Below are 17,148 nucleotides of genomic sequence, written 5' to 3' on the forward strand. Positions count from 1 at the left end.
TGCAGAAGCGCCTGCGCGGCACGGGGCTGGGCCTGTCGCTGTGCAAGCGCTTTGCCGAACTGCTGGGTGGCACGGTAGGCGTGGAGAGCAGTCCAGGCGTGGGTTCGACATTCTTTGTGATCATTCCGTTGGCCATCGCGCCGGAGCCTGGCCATGACACCTGAAGTGCGCGTCCTCATCGTCGACGACAACAGCGCCACGCGCTACGCCTTGCGGCGCCGATTGGAGCAGCACGACATCACCATTCTGGAAGCCGGCACCGGTGGCGATGGCCTTGCGCTCATCGCCAGCGAGCCGCTGGATGCGCTGATCCTGGACGTCAACCTGCCGGACATGAGCGGTTTCGACATCGTCCGCTTGCTGCGCGCCAAGCCGGCCACGGCCTTGCTGCCGATCATCCATGTCTCGGCGGCGTCGATCCAGACCGGCGACATCATCACCGGGCTTGAAGCCGGTGCCGACGCCTACCTGATACATCCGGTCGATGCCGATGTGCTGCTGGCGACGTTGCGCACGCTGTTGCGCGTGCGCGACACGGAAAACGCTCTGCGCGAGAGCGAGGCACGTTTTCGCGAGATTTTCGCCAACATCGCCGCCCCCATCGCGGTGATCGACGAGCAGTTGCAGGTGATCGAGTGCAACCATGCCTTCTCCCAGCTCCTGCCTACGCCGGTCTCCCTGACCAGCCTGCAGGCGCAATTGGCTGCGGGCCAGGAATCGGTGCTGGACGATCTGCAGGTGCGCTTGAGCAAGGGCGAACGCTGGCGTGGCAACCTGACCCTCAAGGTCGACGAACAGCTGCGTGAAACCGAATGGCAAGTCTCGCCCTACCGCGCTCCTGGGCATAGCCTGGTGTTCATCGAGGACGTGACCGAGCATCGCCAGCGCGAGCGTCAACAACAGATCCAGTTGGCCGACGCTCAGACCTTGCTGGCCCAGGAAGTGGCAGAGCGGGCACGCACCGAAACCCAGCTGCTGCAGGTGCAGAAGATGGACGCGCTGGGTAAGCTCACCGGGGGCATCGCCCACGACTTCAACAACCTGCTGACCGGTATCATCACGGCGCTGGAACTCATCAAGAAGCGGGTGGAGCCCGCCGGTGCCACAGCCAGCGTCGACAAGACCGTGTCGCGCTACGCCGACGCGGCGCTGCAGTCGGCCACCAACGCCGCCGCCCTCACCCATCGCATGCTCGCCTTCGCCCGCCAGCAGCCGCTGGACACCCGGCCGATCGCGATCAATCAGCACGTGCATTCATTGGAAGACCTGCTGCGCCGCACCATCGGCGAGCGGATCACCTTGAGCCTGGACCTGACCGACAGCGCGGCGATTGCCATGGTCGATCCGATCCAGTTCGAAAACGCCGTGTTGAACCTGGTGATCAACGCCCGCGATGCGCTGCCCGAAGGTGGCAACATCCGCCTGTCGACCTTCGCTGCCTATTCGCGAGGCGACACGCGCCTGGCCGACGGCGACTACGTGGTGTTGTCGGTGCGCGACGACGGTACGGGGATCGATCACAGCATCATCGACAAGGTCTTCGATCCGTTTTTCACCACCAAGGCGGTCGGCAAGGGCACGGGGTTGGGCCTGTCGACGATCTACGGCTTTGCCCGGCAGTCTGGCGGTGATGTGAGGATTCGCAGTCTGCTCGGTCATGGCACCGAGGTCACCTTGATGCTCCCGGCCGGCCTTGCGCTGCTGCCGCTGCCCAGCGAACCGGTGCAGTTGGAGAATCGCGGCAAGGGTGAGCACCTGTTGATCGTGGAAGACATGGCGTCGGTACGGATGTTCGTGGTCGAGGCGCTGACCGATGCGGGCTATCGCTGCACCGAGGTGGACAGCGCGCTGGATGCCTTGGAAGCCCTGCGTACCGACCCGTCGATCCAGCTGCTGCTGACCGATGTGGGCTTGCCGCAAATGAACGGCCGCGTCCTCGCCGACGCCGCCCGCGACATGCGTCCCGAGCTGCCGGTGCTGTTCATGACCGGCTACGCCGAAAACGCCCTGGACCTGCAGACCTTCCTCGCCGAGGGCATGGACCTGGTCATCAAACCCTTCCGCATGGGCGACCTGGTCGGCCGCATCGCCCACCTCCTCGAACGCGATCCCCTGTAGCAGCGGCGCAAGCCGCGTCGGCGGTCTACGCACTCCTCCTGACCCACCGCGCCGCCCCCGGACGCGGCTCGCGCCGCTGCTACAGGGGGGTGTACACCTGTCGGCGGTGCATGCGATATCTCTGACACAACGCGTCTGCAGTCGATGCGCTTGCCGATCACAGCCAGATCGCATCCCACAGCGGATAATCACCGACCTTCTCGACCAGACCAGCGCGAACGGGGTTCATGATGATGTAGCGGGCTGCCGCTCGCAGGTCGTCTTCGCGGCGCATTGCTCTGTCGTAGTAGCCTTTCTGCCAAAGGCGGCCGCAAGTCGCGTTGCGGCGATTGATGGCCAGGCTGCTGCGCGCCTTCATGCGGCAGATGACCGTGGCCAGGTCGCCCTTGTGCAGTTGGAACAACCAATGCACATGATCCGGCATCACCACCCATGCCAGGGATTCGACATCCCCTGACTCATGCATGGCCCGCAACTGAGCTACCAACAACCGAGCACTTCGCCAACAGGCGAACACCGATTCCCGGTCTGCCGTCACACAGGTGATCGAATACACCTGACCCACTTCGCTCGCGCGCCCCTTGCGCAACCCACAGGCTCTCCTGCACGCCGACATTCCCTGGCCTCCGAAAAAGCCATCAAGGTAGGAAACCGGTGAACCGTGAGCAAGCCGGCAATCGTTGCCGAATCGGACGGCCGCTTCAGAACCCCGACCCTGCACGATCCAGGCAGGCGTCGACTTCCGCATCGGTCGGATGGCGCAGAATCTGCAACGATTGCGCAGACCAGCTCACCAGACCCAGCTCGACGAACTCGCCAAGCCAGCCCTCCATGGGCCACTCCTGCCAGCGTTGATGGAAGCGCTGCGCATTGGCCACGATCGCGGAGAAATGGTTGAGCGGCGGACGCCAGGTGGGGTGGTATTGATGGAAAGCCTGTGCCGCCGCCGTCCTCAACTCGACACCCTGCCGACGCGCACTGAAAGCGAAATCGGTGTCTTCAGCACCGTAGCCCAGATAACCCTCGTCGAAGCCACCGACGCGCTCGAACACCTCGCGCGTACAGGCAAAATTCAGCGACCAGAACAGATGATGGGGCAGCAGCGATCCCGGTTCGCCCCGGTATTGGCTCAACGGGTGGGCCACCCCATCGCGGGCCAGCGTGGCATGGGTCCAGCCCTCCATCTGCGCGGTGCTGGGCAGATAGCGCACCTCACCCAGATGCAAGGTGTCAGGCATCTCGCGCAACGCAACCGCGTAATCGGAAAGCAGGCTTTCGCCAGGAATGCAGTCCACGTCGAGAAACACCCACCGCTCGCCTTCGCACTGGCGCACTGCATTGCGCGCCTTGGCCAGCGGTAGACCGTGGGAAGCATCGTCGACCACCAGGCAGTGAATCGGAAAACACTCACTGTGCAGATCGCGCGCAGGCTGGTTCATGAACACCACCCAGAACGCCTCCGGCATCAGGCTACCCCGCTCCAGTCCGCGGATGACGTTGTCCAGCTGCCGCTCGCGGCCATGCACCAGCGTAATCACATTCAACATTTCAGAACCCACTGACCTTGCTCAATGCCGGAAGCCGCACCGGCTCGCCATAACCACTGCCAACCGGTGTACCGCGCCTCACACGCACCGAACCACTCCAGGCGATACGCCGACCACTGGATTCTATCTGACGAATCAGCTGCACCTCATCCTGCCCCGCCTTGAGCCCGCCCGCCTCCGCATAGGCTGCGGCACTGATGCCCAGGTTCGCACCATGAACACTGGGCCGCGGCTCGTCAAAGGCAATGGACCGTCGGCGACGCTGGCCGGCAACTGCCTTCAACATGCCCGGTTCGAGGTCCACGCGACCACAGACTGCATCCACCCGGTACGCCAACTGAGCCGCCAGCCAGTCATCGGGAACGCGAGCGTCGGCCTCGGTCCAGGCCAGCCAACGCGCTCCAGCCTGGACCAGATGAGCAGCGCCCGCCGCCCGGGCAGTGACTTTGCTGCCAGCGCCGATATCGATCAACCGCACCGGGTAGCGCTGGGCAATGTCCCGCGACCGATCGCTGCAGTTATCCAGCACCACAACGATACGGACCAGCTCGGTGCACAAGGTGCCATGCTCGGCGGCCAGCATGACCGATCGCAGGCATCGGTCGAGGCTGGCCTGCTCGTTGTGCACGGGTATGATGACGCCGATCATGCTGAACCTCTTGAGACCATGGAATCGCCAGGACCCTGCAAGTCGTTGACCAGCAATCGACTCGAAGATGGCCAAGAGGTTTCACGGCGTCGATCAAATGAGCCGATTCATTCCAGGCCGATCTTGAGCAATTCGCCGTCGTCGTCATCGGTCAGCACGTAGAGATAGCCGTCGGGACCCTGACGCACGTCGCGGATACGCTCACCGCGCTCGCCCAGCAGACGTTCTTCGTGCACCACCTTGTCGTCTTCGAACTGCAGGCGGATGAGGTCTTCGGACGCCAGCCCACCGATGAACAGGTTGTGATTCCAGCGCTTGAACTTGTCATTGTCATAAAACGCCATGCCGCTGATGGCCGGCGACTTCTCCCAGACATGGTAGGGATCGGTGATGCCCGGACCGGTTTTCCCTTTCGCTTCGGGAATCGGCTCGCCGGAATAGTTGATGCCGTGGGTGTAGAGCGGCCAGCCGTAATTGGCCCCCTTCTCGATGATGTTCAGCTCATCGCCACCTTTGGCGCCGTGCTCATGGGTCCACAGGGTGCCTGTCCACGGGTTCAAGGCGGCACCCTGCTGGTTGCGGTGGCCGAACGACCAGATTTCCGGGCGCACGTTTTTCTGTCCTACGAATGGGTTGTCCTTGGGCACCTTGCCGTCGGGAAAGATACGCACAACCTTGCCCTGCAGCTTGTCCAGATCCTGGGAAGTCGAGCGCTGGTTGTTTTCGCCCAAGGCGATGAACAGGTAGCCGTCACGGTCGAACACCAGCCGCGAACCGAAATGGTTGCCAACCGACAGCTTGGGCTCCTGACGGAAGATCGTGGTGAAGTTTTCCAAGTGAGTCAGGTCCTCGGACAACCGGCCGCGACCTACCGCCGTGCCGCCCTTGCCGTCCTCACCCTGCTCGGCATACGACAGGTAGACCATGCGGTCAGCCTTGAAGTCGGGCGATAGCACCACGTCGAGCAGCCCGCCCTGGTTCTTCGCCCAGACCTGCGGCACGCCGCTGATGGGCGACGAAATCTTGCCTTCGGTGCTGACCACGCGCAGATCACCTGGTTTTTCGGTCACCAGCATGCCCTTGTTGTCCGGCAAGAACGCCAGAGCCCACGGGTATTTGAGGCCTTCGGCAACGGTGGTGACCGTCACCTGGCCCAGTTCGCTCTGATAGGTTTTCACCGTGGCTGCCGAAGCGGCCACTCCGTACAGGGCAAGGCCGGCGAAGGCCGAGGCGAAAAGGGTCTTGTGCAACATAGGGCTTATCCTTCAGCGAAAAAAAGAGGAATCACCGCGTGCCAGGGGCAGTGCGCGGTTGCTGGGTGCCGTTGGCCGGCCGGCGCAGGTTGTCGCCGTTGCCGATGCCGCGGTTTTCCAGCGTCGGCGGCCGCGGGTTATCGGTGCGCGGTGTCGGCTGGCGCAGCTGCGGATTGGGCGCGGTGGTGCCCTGCCGACTGTTGGGGTTGATCCGTCGGATCGGGCTGTTATAGGGGTTGGAGGTGTCGTTTGCAGCCAGGCTGATGGGCTGGCGTAGCGGCGCGTGTGCAGCGGCCACGTCGGCCAATGCCGAATGGGACAGCATCGCGCCAAGAAGCACGGTCGCCAATAGGGACAACTTCATGAAGGGCGTGTCCTCGATCACGGTGGGTTCAGGCCTTTGAGGCCGAATCGTCCTCGGCGTTCGCCGCGCCATGGCCTGACGACACCCCCGAGGTGATTCACCATGTTTCCGAACGGCCCGCGGGCTCAGTCCTGAGTCAAGCCGAGCCGCTCGTGCCATTGAGCCAAGGATTCTTCAGGATACTGCTGGAATTGCCGGTCATTCTTGCCGGCTTCCACCTCAACCCACCCTGCCTTGGAGTCCAGCAGCAGGTGAGTGTGCTCCGGCGGCACGGGCAGCTCGCTGTCGATGGCGCTGGCGAACGGATGCACCAGCTCCGGCCAGGCCGGATCGAACAGCCACAACGCACTGCCGCACAGATGACAGAAATGCCGTTCGGCGGTGCTGGTGTGGGTGCCAGTGCCGTCTTCGTCGGGCATCCGGGCGTGGTAGACGGTGATGTGGCTGCGGCCCTGCACATTGAGGCTTGCGGCCTCGCCCCCCAGGTTGATCGCGTAGCCACCGCCGCCCTGGGTCTTGCGGCAGATCGAACAGTAGCAACGCTGATAAGGATAAGGGTGGGCGCTGTGCAGGCTGAAGGTGACGGCACCGCAGTGACAGGATCCGTGCAATTGCATGGCTGAACTCCGTATCGAATGACCATGAAGGGTCGGCTGGACCCCGTTCAGCGTAGACCCTGCACGGTCGCTTCAGTTTCGCAGGTAGCGCCCGCTGGCGGCGACGAACAGCAGCAGCACGATCAGCACGCCCAGCGCGATCGACAGGCTGCTGCCGTGGGCGACGAAGCCGATAAACGCCGGCCCTACCAGAATCCCCGCATACCCCAGCGAGGTCATGGCCGGGATGGCCGCGCTCTGCGGCATGGTGGTCTGCCGGCCGACAGCGGTGAACAGCACCGGGACGATGTTGGAGCAACCGGCGCCGATCAGCGCATAACCCAGCAACGCGGCAGGCCAGGCCGGGATGGCAAGCGACAGGGCCAGTCCGGCAGCGGCGCACAGCCCACCGAACAAGGTCACCCGCGCCCCACCGAAGCGAGCGACGATCCTGTCGCCGGTCAGACGGCCGATGGTCATGGCAGTGGCGAACGCCGCATAGCCAAGTCCGGCATAGGCCGGTTGCATGTCCCGCTCGGAGACCAGGAACACCGCACTCCAGTCGAGCATCGCGCCCTCGGTGAGAAAGACGATGAAGCACAGCGCACCGAGAAACAGCACGATGCCGCGCGGCATGGCGAACAACGGGCCGTCGCTTTCGTTGCCATAGGGCAGCAGGTGGGGTGCGGCCTTGAATACCGCCAGCAGGGTCACTGCCACCACACAGGCCACTGCCAGCAGCGGCGTCAGGCCCAGCGCGAGCAGTGCGGTCATGCCGCCGGCCCCGAGTATGCCACCCACGCTGAACAGGCCATGGAAGCCCGACATCATCGGTCGGCCACTGGCCTTCTCGACCAGCACTGCCTGGATATTCATGGCGCAGTCGATGGCCCCCATCCCTGCGCCGAACAGCAACACCGCACCGATCAACAGCGGCAGGGTCCCGGCCGTGGCCAGCAGGGGCAACATCAGGCAGATCAGCACGCCGGCACCGACGATGACACGTCGACAACCCCAGCGGGCGCACAGATAACCGGACAACGGCATGGCCAGAATCGAACCGGCCCCCAGGCCCAGCAACAGCAACCCCAGGCTGCCATCGCTGAGTTCCGCCCGCGCCTTGGCCAAGGGCACCAGCGGGGCCCAGGCGGCCATGGCGAAGCCGGCGATGAAGAAAGCGATACGGGTGGAAAACTGCTCTCGCCGCCCGGGTGCGGCGGTGGCGTAGGTGCTGCTCGACGACATGATCAAAGCCTTGGATGAGAAACGTATGAACGGTAGCAGACCCGCCCCGAACAAATGGCGGATGCCCCAAACGCAAGATGAACAATCCCGACAAATGCCGCCAATCGGCGAACTTGCCCGGCAAAATTCAATCAGTGACTGGTGTACCGACCAATAGAGCGACCCGCATTGTGTTCAGTTCCCGCGCCAGATTCACCCTCTTCCTGCTATCTGTGCTGCTGAGTTTCAGCCTGCAGGCCGCCGAAGCACCCGCAGCCGATGCACCCGCCGAAGACCCCGCGCCGCTGGTGCAGGGAGGTCTGCTGGGCGCCCTCAGCAACGGCATCGATGATGTGCAGAAAAAGCTCGATCTGGACGAGCACGTGCTCGACACCTGGCGCTTGCGCACCGACCGCGCCGCCAGCGAGGTCGACACGCTGATCAATCGGCATTCACGCTCGGCGCTGGACCTGTCGACCGATTTCATCCTGCTGTCGGTGTGCTGGATGGCCACGTTTCTGGCCGTGCATTTCCTCGGGCGCTTCATCGTCGCGCGCAGCGCACGCCGCCGATTCGTCCGGGAACGGCCCCGCCTGCACAACCTGCTCGGCTATATTTTGCCCTTCACCCTTGCGGCCATCGTCGCGTTGCCGGTGACGCTGTACGCCAGTCATTCCTTGGACATGTCCATCGCCCGCGCCATCGGCATGTCGCTGGCCTACGCCACCAGCAGCGGCATTTTCTCAACTTCGGTGATCATGTGCGTGATCACCCTGTTCGACAGCGGACACAAACGCGCTGCCGTCGGCGCCTTGCGACGCTATGCGCCACGGCCGCTGTTCATGATCGGCTTTCTTGCCGCCCTCAGCGATGCACTGACCAGCCCGCAGATCGCTCGGCAACTGGGGACCAATTTCACTGCCAGCCTGGCGGTGGTCGCCGGCCTGTTCGCCACTCTCTCGTTCGCCGTATTGGTGGTACGCATGCGCCGGCCGGTGGCCCACCTGATCCGCAACCGGCCACTGCCGCAGCGTCTGCAGCATCGTGCGGTGCAGGAATCGCTACGGCTGTTCTCATCCCTGTGGTACCTGCCCATTCTGCTGATGATCCTGGTGTCGGCGGTGCATCTGATCGGTGCGGGGGAGGAAAGCCAGAAAGCCTTGCAGAATGCGCTGCTGACCACGGTCCTGCTGATCGCCACGGTGTTTCTCAGCACGGTCATGCAGCACCTGTTCAAGCCTCCTGCCACGGCCACGCCGCGTCTGCGTCCCTATAAAGAGCTGCTGCGCAGCCTGGGGCACGCGGTGGCACGCATCGCCATGGCCATCGCCTTCATCGAGCTGCTGGGGCGCATCTGGGGCGTGTCGATGCTGGAGTTCGCCGCGCGTAACAGCATGGGCCGCGCCATCAGTGATTCGCTGAGCAGCATCGGCTTGATCCTGCTGGTCACCTGGCTGCTGTGGGTGGTGCTGGACACCGCCATCCAAGAAGCGCTGAAGCCCTCGGTGGGCAAGCGCGCCACGCGTCAGCCGAGCACGCGGGTGTTGACCATCCTGCCGATGCTGCGCAACGCGATCAAAATAATCCTGCTGGTGATCTGCACCATCACCACCATGGCCAACCTAGGCATCAACGTCGCGCCGCTGCTGGCCGGTGCCGGGGTGGTCGGCCTGGCCATCGGCTTCGGCTCGCAACAGCTGGTGCAGGATGTCATTACCGGGCTGTTCATTCTCATCGAAGACACCATCGCCATCGGCGACTGGGTGGTGCTCGATTCCGGGCATGCGGGCACCGTGGAGAGCCTGACGATCCGCACCCTGCGCCTGCGCGACGGCAAGGGCTTCGTGCATTCGGTGCCGTTCGGCCAGATCAAGGCAGTGACCAACCAGTCCCGGCAGTTCGCCTATGCGTTCTTTTCGGTGCAGTTCACCTACGACAGCGACATCGATACGGCCCTGGACCTGATCAAGCAGGCGGGCCAATCGATCGTCGACGACGTGATGCTCAAGCACAACCTGCAGGGGCCGCTGCAGGTGTTCGGGGTGGACAAGATGGACCTCAACGGCATCGTGCTCACTGCACAGTTCCGCACGGTGTCCGGCGGGCAGTACGGTGTCGGGCGGGCGTTCAACGAGCGGCTGAAGAAGCTCGTCGACCAGCACGACAACGTGCGTTTCGCCCAGTACTACCCTGCCATGGGCCTGCCCGCACCCGCCGCCGTCTGAAACGCAAGACGCCGACGCTCACAGGGCATGTGAGCGCCGGCGTCGATGCTTTCAAAGCAATGATCAGCTGCCGTCGCCGCCGTGCGCTTCTTCGAAGAAGTAGTCCTTCCAGCTCTGCGCTTTGTTCTTCAGCACGCCCAGCTCATGCAGGCGTTCGGCGTAGATGAAGGTGCGTTGCGGGACCACGGTGAAGTCGATCTCCGGGTCCTTCACGATCTTCTCGACGAAGGCCTCGCTCAGGGTGGATTTCTCGACACGGATGTAGGTCTTGGCGGCGGCTACCTTGTCCGCCTTGACGATCTGCGCCGCTTCCACCAGCGCGTCATAGAACGCCTTGTAGGTCTTGGGGTTTTCGTCGTGGAATTTCTGCGTGGTGTACAGCACGTTGAAGGTCGCCGGGCCACCGAGGATGTCGTAGCTGCTGAGCACCTTGTGCACCTTGGGGTTTTCCAGGGCCTGGTACTGGAACGGCGGGCTGGAGAAATGCGCGCTGATTTCCGAACCGCCGGCGATCAGTGCCGAGGTGGCATCCGGATGGGGAATGCTCACCGAAATGTTGTCGAATTTCTTGAATTCCTTGTCGCCGTACAGCTTGGCTGTTTCCAACTGCAGGGTCCGCGACTGGAAGCCCACGCCAGCGGCGGGCACCGCGATGCGATCCTTGTCGGTGAAGTCTTTCAAGGCCTTCACGTCTGGATTGTTGCTGAGCAGGTAGTTGGGCATGGAGCCCAGCGAGGCAATGGCCTTGACGTTCTGCCGGCCCTTGGTCCGATCCCACACGGTGAGCATCGGCGGCACACCGGCCGAAACCACGTCCAACGCACCGGCGAGCAACGCCTCGTTCATCGCGGTCGCGCCGGAAATGCTGTTCCAGTCCACCTCGATGTCGATGCCCTGCTGCTTGCCGTGCTTCTCGATCAGGTGCTGGTCACGCACCACATCGAGAATGAGGTAGCCGATGCCGAACTGCTGGGCGATGCTGATCTTGCCTTCGGCGCTGGCCCCACCGGTCAGCAGCGCGGCGGCGAGGCCGCAGGCCAGGGAAAGCTTGTTTGCAAATACCATGTTGAATGCTCTGGACAGGGATTGAGGGATCAGCGCTGCATGCCCCAGCGCTTGATGGTCAGACGTTCGAAGGTGTTGAACAGCAGGTTTTCCACCAGCAGGCCGATCAGGATCACTGCGGCCAGTCCGGCGAACACCTTGTCGGTGTACAGCTCGTTGCGGTTCTGGAAGATGTACCAACCCAGGCCGCCCTTGCCGGACGACGCACCGAACACCAGTTCGGCGGCGATCAATGTGCGCCAGGCGAACGCCCAGCCGATCTTGAGGCCCGCCAGGATCGACGGCAGCGCTGCCGGTATCAGGATGTACCAGACGAAGCGCAAGCCACGCAGCCCATAGTTGCGCCCGGCCATGCGCTGGGTTTCAGAAACGCCGAGGAAACCGGCGTAGGTGTTCAAGGCAAGCGCCCACAACACCGAATGCACCAGCACGAAGATCAGGCTGTTCTCGCCCAGGCCGAACCACAGCAACGACAGCGGCAACAAGGCAATGGCCGGCAGCGGGTTGAACATGGCGGTCAGCGTGCTGAGCAGGTCGCGCCCCAGCTGGGTCGAGACCGCCAGGGTGGTCAAACCGAATGCCAGGACGATACCGATCAGGTAGCCCTTTATCAGCACGGTCAGGGAAATCCACACCTTGCTCAGCAGTTCGCCACTGGCGATGCCATCGATGAAGGCGTTGGCGGTCTGCAGGAAACTGGGCAGCAGCAGATCATTGTTCTGCCAGCGTGCCGCCAGTTCCCAGAGCACGGCCAGGGCGAGCAGGATCACACCCTTGCGCACCCACGCCTGTTGCCAGATACGCCGAGGCAGGGAGATATCCCGAACGAGTTCGGATTGAGTGAACGGCTCAAGAGCAACTTCGTACTCCTGACGCACGGGTGGGGAAAGGCTCATGGATGTGCTCCGAATGCGGCGAGGTCAGTGCAGCGATATCAATAGGCGATGCGCAAATGCTGGAAATCCACCGGGCGGTCCATCACCGGCTCCTCACCTTCGTCGAACAGCAGCCGGTGAATGCGCTGGGCACTGGCCTGGAAGTCCGCGCCGCCCAGGCTGCCCAGGTCGAACTGGTGGCTGTTGATCTCGGCCCGCACCCGGCCCGGATGAGGTGAGAGCAGCAGAATGCGATTGCCCACCACCAAGGCTTCCTCGATGGAGTGGGTGACGAACAGCAAGGTGAAGCGCACTTCCTGCCACAGCTCCAGCAGCTCTTCCTGCATCTTGCGTCGCGTCAGCGCATCGAGGGCAGCGAACGGCTCGTCCATGAGCAGGATCTTCGGCTGCATGGCCAACGCCCGGGCGATCGCCACCCGCGCCTTCATGCCGCCGGAAAGGGTGTGGGGGTAGGCATCGGCAAAGGCACTCAGGCCGACCTTCTCCAGGTAGTAACGGGCCCGCTCGTTGGCCTCGGCACGCTTGAGCGTCCGCGACGCCAATAGCGGAAACATCACGTTCTCGATCACGGTTTTCCAGGCCGGCAGCTGGTCGAACTCCTGAAACACCACGATCCGGTCGGGGCCCGGCTCTTCGATCCGCTCACCCGCGAGGCGGATCTGACCTTCACTGGGCTTGATGAAACCGGCCACGGCCTTGAGCAAGGTGGATTTGCCGCACCCGGACGGGCCTAGCAAGACGAAGCGATCGGCCCGATCGACTTCGAAGCTGACCTGGTGCGTCGCACGCACCACCCGTTCGGAGGTGCGGTACTCGAGGCTAACGTTCTCTACCTGCAACAGGGTTTCGGGAATCGCCCGTTGCCCGGTTGCCGAATCGGTACCAGCGCTGGCCGTGTGGCCTGGCAGTGCAGCGTTCATGCAAGACTCCCTATCAAAATGGCGCATCGCCCTGGATGGTGGTGCGGTACAGCTTGCGCCGCAGGTGGTCCGGGCAGCCGGCCGCGAGGTGAATCAACGAGCGGTTATCCCAGAAGACCATGTCGTGGGCTTGCCATTGATGCCGATAGACGTTGTCTTCGCGCACGCTGTGGGCATAGAGCTGCTGCAGCAGATCACGGCTTTCGTCTTCCGGAAGGCCGACGATGTGGGTGGTGAACCCTTCACTGACGAACAGGGCCTTGCGGCCGTTTTCCGGATGGGTACGGACCACCGGATGGGTCACGGTCACCACTTGGGCCAGCTGCTCTGCCGTCAAGGTCGGCCGCCAGTTGGCCGCATTCTTGCCCTCGCTGTAGCGCGCGGTGTACGAGTGCACGGCCTGCTTGCCTTCGACCGCCTCGCGCAAGGCTGACGGAAGAGTGTCCCAGGCTCGATGCATGTCGGCGAACAGGGTGTCGCCGCCCTCGCTGGGCAACTCCTGCGCATGCAGCATCGAGCCCAGGCTGGGCAGCTCTTTGTACGACAGGTCCGAATGCCAATACTTGCCCGCGTCACCCAGCCCGACCGGCTGGCCGTTCTCGACGATGTTGGAAACGATGAGAATCTCTGGATGCCCGGCCAGCAGAAACTGCTTGAGCACATGGATCTGCAGCACACCGAAACGGCGGCTGAAGTCGATCTGCTGCTGGGGCGTGATGCGCTGGTCACGAAAGACCACGACGTGATGATCGAGGTGGGCCCGGTGGATGCTGGCGAAATCCTGGTCGTTGAGTGGAAGGCGCAAATCCAGACCGATGATTTCGGCCCCGACATGGCCGACCAACGGACGGATCTCGAAGGACTGACGAGGGATTTCTGAAAGGGCGACGGCCATGTTGTGCTCCGACTCTGGCTATTGAGTACGAGTGAATGGCCGAACTGTAGAGGTATAAGAACGAAATTTTAAATATCGTTATCGCATAACCATATCTCCGTCGGGACTTTCAATTCGACGCGTCGTGTCGGATGTCTCTGATCGGACTCAGTTTTTTTCGTGAACGCGGAAGAAAAATTGCGAATCCGCTGTCAGAAACCCGCTATTTACCCCGGGCTATTGCGAAACGTCTTACAGTCAAATACTGTACGCACGTACAGCCCATCAAGGAAACGCGTCGTGACCACTGCCACCCCCGCCGCGCCGAGCGCCTATGAACGTCTAGGCGTGCGCATCCAGAAGATCATCAACTCGCCCACCGCGCAGAAATCCCGTGCCGCTCTCATCTTTCGGCTCGAACACGAGAGCGAGGATGACTGGGCGCAAATGCTCGAAGAAATCGCCGAGAACGACAACGTCACCCTTGCCCACCGCGACGACGGTGGCGTGCAGATTTTCTGGGTTGTACCGAAGGAAGATTGATTCAATGATGGTTCGCAGTCTGTTCGTCAGTTTGATGCTGTTCAGTTTCACCGCCCACGCCGATGCCCCGCGCACCTTCAGCGAAGCCAAGAAGATCGCCTGGAAGCTGTACGCGCCACAATCCACGGAGTTCTATTGCGGCTGCAAGTACAGCGGCAACCGCGTGGACCTTGCCGCCTGCGGTTATGTCCCGCGCAAGAATGCCAACCGCGCCGCGCGTATCGAATGGGAACACATCGTGCCCGCCTGGCAGATCGGCCACCAGCGCCAATGCTGGCAAAACGGAGGCCGCAAGAACTGCACCCGCAATGACAAGGTCTACCAGACCGCCGAGGCCGACTTGCACAACCTGGTGCCGAGCATCGGCGAAGTGAACGGCGACCGGAACAATTTCAGCTTCGGCTGGCTGCCCGAACAGCGCGGGCAATACGGTTCGTGCCTGACCCAGGTCGACTTCAAGGCGAAAAAGGTCATGCCCCGACCGTCGATCCGCGGCATGATCGCGCGCACCTATCTGTACATGAGCAAGCAGTACGGGCTACGCCTGTCGCGCCAGGACACCCAGCTGTACCAGGCGTGGGACAAGACCTATCCGGTGCAGGTCTGGGAGCGCCAGCGCAACCAGCAGGTGGCCTGTGTGATGGGGCATGGCAATGCGTTCGTCGGACCGGTGGACCTCAAGGCCTGCGGCTGACGCCGAGGCCCTGAAGTGCATCCTTGCTTCAGGGCTTGTCCGCCTTGCTGAACGGCATCACCACCGACTCGATTCCGCGCGAACCCATCAGACGTGCCCGCTCCTTTTCAGCTTCGGCTTTGCTGTCGAATGGCCCGAGATAGATGATGGTTTCCCCGTCATGCTGGACGAAGCTGGCGACGAAACCATTTTCTACCAGCCGGGCGGCCATGTCGGTCACCGAGCCCATGTTGCGGCCAGAAACGATACGCACCTCCCATTGCTGCCCCTGCTGCTCGGCGACATCCACTGGCGGCAGCAGCTCCTCGGCACTGCCGCACACCTCGCGCACGCGCGGATCGTTGCCGTCATTGTCGATGACGACCTCGAACTGGTCGCCATGGGGAATCGCCGCGTAGCTGCGGTAAGGTCCGTAGACGCCTTGGGCGTCCTTGCCCTTCACCTGGCCACAGTAGTTGCCTTGGTCGGTGGTGCGCACATTGGTGAAACGCGCCGTCTTGGGGTTCTCCAGCAACTGCGAGACCGCCTCGTGGGCTTTTTCGAACGCCGTGCCGCACCCGGCCAACGTCAGCACTGCCATCACCATCATCAACTTGTGCACGCGTCTACCTCCAGAATTCGAGGCGCAGATTTTATCACCATCCGCCCTCCCCGCGCCCGCCCACCCGTTGACCGTCGCTGACGGGCCGGCGGCGCCATGGCATCATGTCTCTTTATTTCCAACAATCAGCAGGGCCTAGACATGATCGCCAAAGAAGACCGCAACCAAGCCGCATTGGCGATATTTCTCGATGCACATCCCGAATTGCGCGAAGAGATTCAGGTGCTGAACGCCCGCGAGCAGGCAGAACAGGTGCAGTGGGCGTTCGAGGACGAAGCTCAGGCGCAGGGGCTGGAACCCTGGGAGCTGGCGCTGCAGTTGATTGCTGAAAGTCCGGAAGAACTCAAGGCCATGCGTCTGGAGGTGCATCAGGAAGTGGCCGATGCACTCGGCCTGAGCTGGGAGGATTACTGCGAATTCAACGAAGTCGAACCCTGATATGACCGACGGTCACGGATCGAACAGAACCTGCCGCGTCGCGCACGCCTCGAATGCATGAACCCACCGTCAACGTGCGAGGCATGCCATGAATACCGATATCGACCCAATCCCGCTGATCGGCCAGGCCGAGGCTGATCCGCTGGCAGATGACCTGACCAGCGATGGAGCCGCGCTCAACGATGCCGATGACGGCGAGCCCGAAGTGCTTCCGGACGATCCGGACATCGATGGCGCCGATGCCTCCACCGAGCCCAGCTGAACGCTTACCGACGATCCGGTAATTCGCCATGGCGGCTGTAGGTCAACCCTTCCAGGTCGATCACCATGGCGAACCAGCCGGCAGTGGCCAACAGCACTGCCAGCGCCATGCACGCGATCCATTTGTTCATCATTCTCAAGCATCCTTGCCCAGCTCGAACCGCCTGCGTTCGACGTCCTGTCCATCGTCTCCATCGCCTTCCCGATAACCCGGTCTGATCGATAGTAGTTTTTTGCCATCATGACGGAACTGGCCAATGGCCTGCATGTCTGATGCCCGGTAAAGCGGGAGCATTATATGACAAGCCGGTTCACGGATTACGAGATTCGCTATGTACTCAACGGTGAGTCCCGGCGCTTTCAACAGCGAGACACGCACATGAGCGACGCCGATGCCTGGTACTACGCGGCCTTGCACTCGGGAATCGGGCTGGTCTATGGCGGCACCAATGCGGGGGAACATGCTGAGCAGTTGCGCCGCCACGTCGAACGTCGAGGGCTGCGCGATGTGCAATGGCGGCCGTTGAATTGAATCCGCGACATCCAGTGCCGTGCATTGGTAGGCTGCCGTAACACTGCACGAAGGTGGCCGCGATGTTCCAGCAAGAACTATTGGCGCTGCACCTGATGCGCCTTCACCAGCATCAGCAGGCGTACACTGGCGCCCTGGCCGATGTCCGGCGCTGCCTGGCTCGACCAGAAACAAACGCGGAGCTTGGCGACTTGCTCGCCGAGATTGAAATGCGCGGCGCTCAACTCGAAGCCTTGGTGGAACGCCTCCGGCAACTTTCCGATCCTTGAGCACAAAAAAGGGCGACCCTTTCGGATCGCCCTTTCATACCGCCCAGCAGAGCGGATTTTGTTTGGTAGGCGCGATTGG

Annotated in this window: 22 protein-coding genes; 8 read left to right on the top strand and 14 right to left on the bottom strand. The window is 62.6% G+C overall.

Annotated elements, in window-relative coordinates; all coding sequences use genetic code 11:
- Together B2V21_RS01870 and B2V21_RS01875 are read left to right on the top strand one after the other, a co-directional pair.
- Positions 1-164 (top strand): ATP-binding protein (locus B2V21_RS01870; RefSeq protein ID WP_286915889.1); only part of this gene is annotated, 164 nt, incomplete at its 5' end.
- Entirely contained in the window at positions 154-2,118 is a 1,965-nt protein-coding gene (locus B2V21_RS01875; protein WP_286915875.1) for a response regulator, read from the top strand. The genes B2V21_RS01870 and B2V21_RS01875, both read left to right, overlap by 11 nt.
- A gap of 157 nt (positions 2,119-2,275) precedes the next feature.
- Here B2V21_RS01875 and B2V21_RS01880 read toward each other — a convergent pair whose 3' ends face one another.
- The 7 genes from B2V21_RS01880 to B2V21_RS01910 all read right to left on the bottom strand — a co-directional run bounded on the left by B2V21_RS01880 (position 2,276) and on the right by B2V21_RS01910 (position 7,772).
- Positions 2,276-2,734 (bottom strand): REP-associated tyrosine transposase, encoded by a 459-nt coding sequence (locus B2V21_RS01880; protein ID WP_286915876.1) that lies wholly within the window; start codon positions 2,732-2,734, stop codon positions 2,276-2,278.
- A gap of 85 nt (positions 2,735-2,819) precedes the next feature.
- Positions 2,820-3,665: a glycosyltransferase family 2 protein gene (locus B2V21_RS01885; protein WP_286915877.1), complete on the bottom strand. Its 846-nt coding sequence runs from the start codon at positions 3,663-3,665 to the stop codon at positions 2,820-2,822.
- A gap of 1 nt (position 3,666) precedes the next feature.
- Positions 3,667-4,314, bottom strand: coding sequence for a glycosyltransferase (locus B2V21_RS01890; RefSeq protein WP_286915878.1), 648 nt, complete (start codon positions 4,312-4,314; stop codon positions 3,667-3,669).
- 107 nt (positions 4,315-4,421) lie between these two features.
- Entirely contained in the window at positions 4,422-5,567 is a 1,146-nt protein-coding gene (locus tag B2V21_RS01895) for a PQQ-dependent sugar dehydrogenase (RefSeq protein WP_286915879.1), read from the bottom strand.
- 31 nt (positions 5,568-5,598) lie between these two features.
- On the bottom strand, positions 5,599-5,931 hold the full coding sequence (locus tag B2V21_RS01900; protein ID WP_376787059.1) for a hypothetical protein: 333 nt from the start codon (positions 5,929-5,931) through the stop codon (positions 5,599-5,601).
- A gap of 125 nt (positions 5,932-6,056) precedes the next feature.
- On the bottom strand, positions 6,057-6,548 hold the full coding sequence (locus B2V21_RS01905; RefSeq protein WP_286915880.1) for a GFA family protein: 492 nt from the start codon (positions 6,546-6,548) through the stop codon (positions 6,057-6,059).
- 72 nt (positions 6,549-6,620) lie between these two features.
- Positions 6,621-7,772: an MFS transporter gene (locus B2V21_RS01910; RefSeq protein WP_056842722.1), complete on the bottom strand. Its 1,152-nt coding sequence runs from the start codon at positions 7,770-7,772 to the stop codon at positions 6,621-6,623.
- A 170-nt stretch (positions 7,773-7,942) separates the two neighbouring features.
- Between B2V21_RS01910 and B2V21_RS01915 the strand changes: the two genes are divergently transcribed.
- Entirely contained in the window at positions 7,943-9,976 is a 2,034-nt protein-coding gene (locus B2V21_RS01915; protein WP_286915881.1) for a mechanosensitive ion channel family protein, read from the top strand.
- 63 nt (positions 9,977-10,039) lie between these two features.
- Here B2V21_RS01915 and B2V21_RS01920 read toward each other — a convergent pair whose 3' ends face one another.
- From B2V21_RS01920 to B2V21_RS01935, 4 genes are read right to left on the bottom strand one after another with little or no spacing between them, the layout of a single operon-like run.
- Positions 10,040-11,041: an ABC transporter substrate-binding protein gene (locus tag B2V21_RS01920; RefSeq protein ID WP_286915882.1), complete on the bottom strand. Its 1,002-nt coding sequence runs from the start codon at positions 11,039-11,041 to the stop codon at positions 10,040-10,042.
- 29 nt (positions 11,042-11,070) lie between these two features.
- A complete protein-coding gene (locus B2V21_RS01925) occupies positions 11,071-11,937 on the bottom strand; it encodes an ABC transporter permease (RefSeq protein ID WP_090358306.1) in 867 nt (288 codons plus the stop codon).
- Between the two features lie 38 nt (positions 11,938-11,975).
- A complete protein-coding gene (locus B2V21_RS01930; RefSeq protein WP_286915884.1) occupies positions 11,976-12,857 on the bottom strand; it encodes an ABC transporter ATP-binding protein in 882 nt (293 codons plus the stop codon).
- A 13-nt stretch (positions 12,858-12,870) separates the two neighbouring features.
- Entirely contained in the window at positions 12,871-13,752 is an 882-nt protein-coding gene (locus B2V21_RS01935) for a TauD/TfdA dioxygenase family protein (protein WP_286915885.1), read from the bottom strand.
- Between the two features lie 279 nt (positions 13,753-14,031).
- Here B2V21_RS01935 and B2V21_RS01940 point away from each other — a divergent pair, with 279 nt between their 5' ends.
- Positions 14,032-14,274 carry a DUF1654 domain-containing protein gene (locus tag B2V21_RS01940; RefSeq protein WP_049859571.1) on the top strand — a complete coding sequence of 81 codons (243 nt, stop codon included), beginning with the start codon at positions 14,032-14,034 and terminating at the stop codon, positions 14,272-14,274.
- A 4-nt stretch (positions 14,275-14,278) separates the two neighbouring features.
- Positions 14,279-14,968, top strand: coding sequence for an endonuclease (locus tag B2V21_RS01945; RefSeq protein WP_056842725.1), 690 nt, complete (start codon positions 14,279-14,281; stop codon positions 14,966-14,968).
- A gap of 28 nt (positions 14,969-14,996) precedes the next feature.
- Here the strand turns inward: B2V21_RS01945 and B2V21_RS01950 are convergent, their stop codons facing one another.
- Positions 14,997-15,569, bottom strand: a complete 573-nt coding sequence (locus tag B2V21_RS01950) for an SPOR domain-containing protein (RefSeq protein ID WP_286915886.1) — start codon at positions 15,567-15,569, stop codon at positions 14,997-14,999.
- A gap of 141 nt (positions 15,570-15,710) precedes the next feature.
- Here B2V21_RS01950 and B2V21_RS01955 point away from each other — a divergent pair, with 141 nt between their 5' ends.
- Together B2V21_RS01955 and B2V21_RS01960 are read left to right on the top strand one after the other, a co-directional pair.
- Positions 15,711-16,007 (top strand): DUF6388 family protein, encoded by a 297-nt coding sequence (locus B2V21_RS01955; RefSeq protein WP_049859568.1) that lies wholly within the window; start codon positions 15,711-15,713, stop codon positions 16,005-16,007.
- A gap of 88 nt (positions 16,008-16,095) precedes the next feature.
- The gene (locus B2V21_RS01960) at positions 16,096-16,269 is read left to right on the top strand and encodes a hypothetical protein (protein WP_161804287.1); all 174 of its coding nucleotides are present in this window, start codon (positions 16,096-16,098) and stop codon (positions 16,267-16,269) included.
- Between the two features lie 4 nt (positions 16,270-16,273).
- On the opposite strand, the gene B2V21_RS01965 is transcribed toward B2V21_RS01960, so the two are convergent.
- Positions 16,274-16,402 (bottom strand): hypothetical protein, encoded by a 129-nt coding sequence (locus B2V21_RS01965; RefSeq protein ID WP_286915887.1) that lies wholly within the window; start codon positions 16,400-16,402, stop codon positions 16,274-16,276.
- A 164-nt stretch (positions 16,403-16,566) separates the two neighbouring features.
- On the opposite strand from B2V21_RS01965, the gene B2V21_RS01970 reads away from it, so the two are divergent.
- Complete coding sequence (locus tag B2V21_RS01970; RefSeq protein WP_056842728.1) at positions 16,567-16,800, top strand: DUF6555 family protein; 234 nt, start codon at positions 16,567-16,569, stop codon at positions 16,798-16,800.
- A gap of 77 nt (positions 16,801-16,877) precedes the next feature.
- Here the strand turns inward: B2V21_RS01970 and B2V21_RS01975 are convergent.
- Positions 16,878-17,148 (bottom strand): hypothetical protein (locus tag B2V21_RS01975; protein WP_286915888.1); only part of this gene is annotated, 271 nt, incomplete at its 5' end.

Origin of the sequence: Pseudomonas sp. UBA6276 (genome assembly GCF_002438365.1) — a bacterium.
GTDB lineage: Bacteria > Pseudomonadota > Gammaproteobacteria > Pseudomonadales > Pseudomonadaceae > Aquipseudomonas > Aquipseudomonas coleopterorum.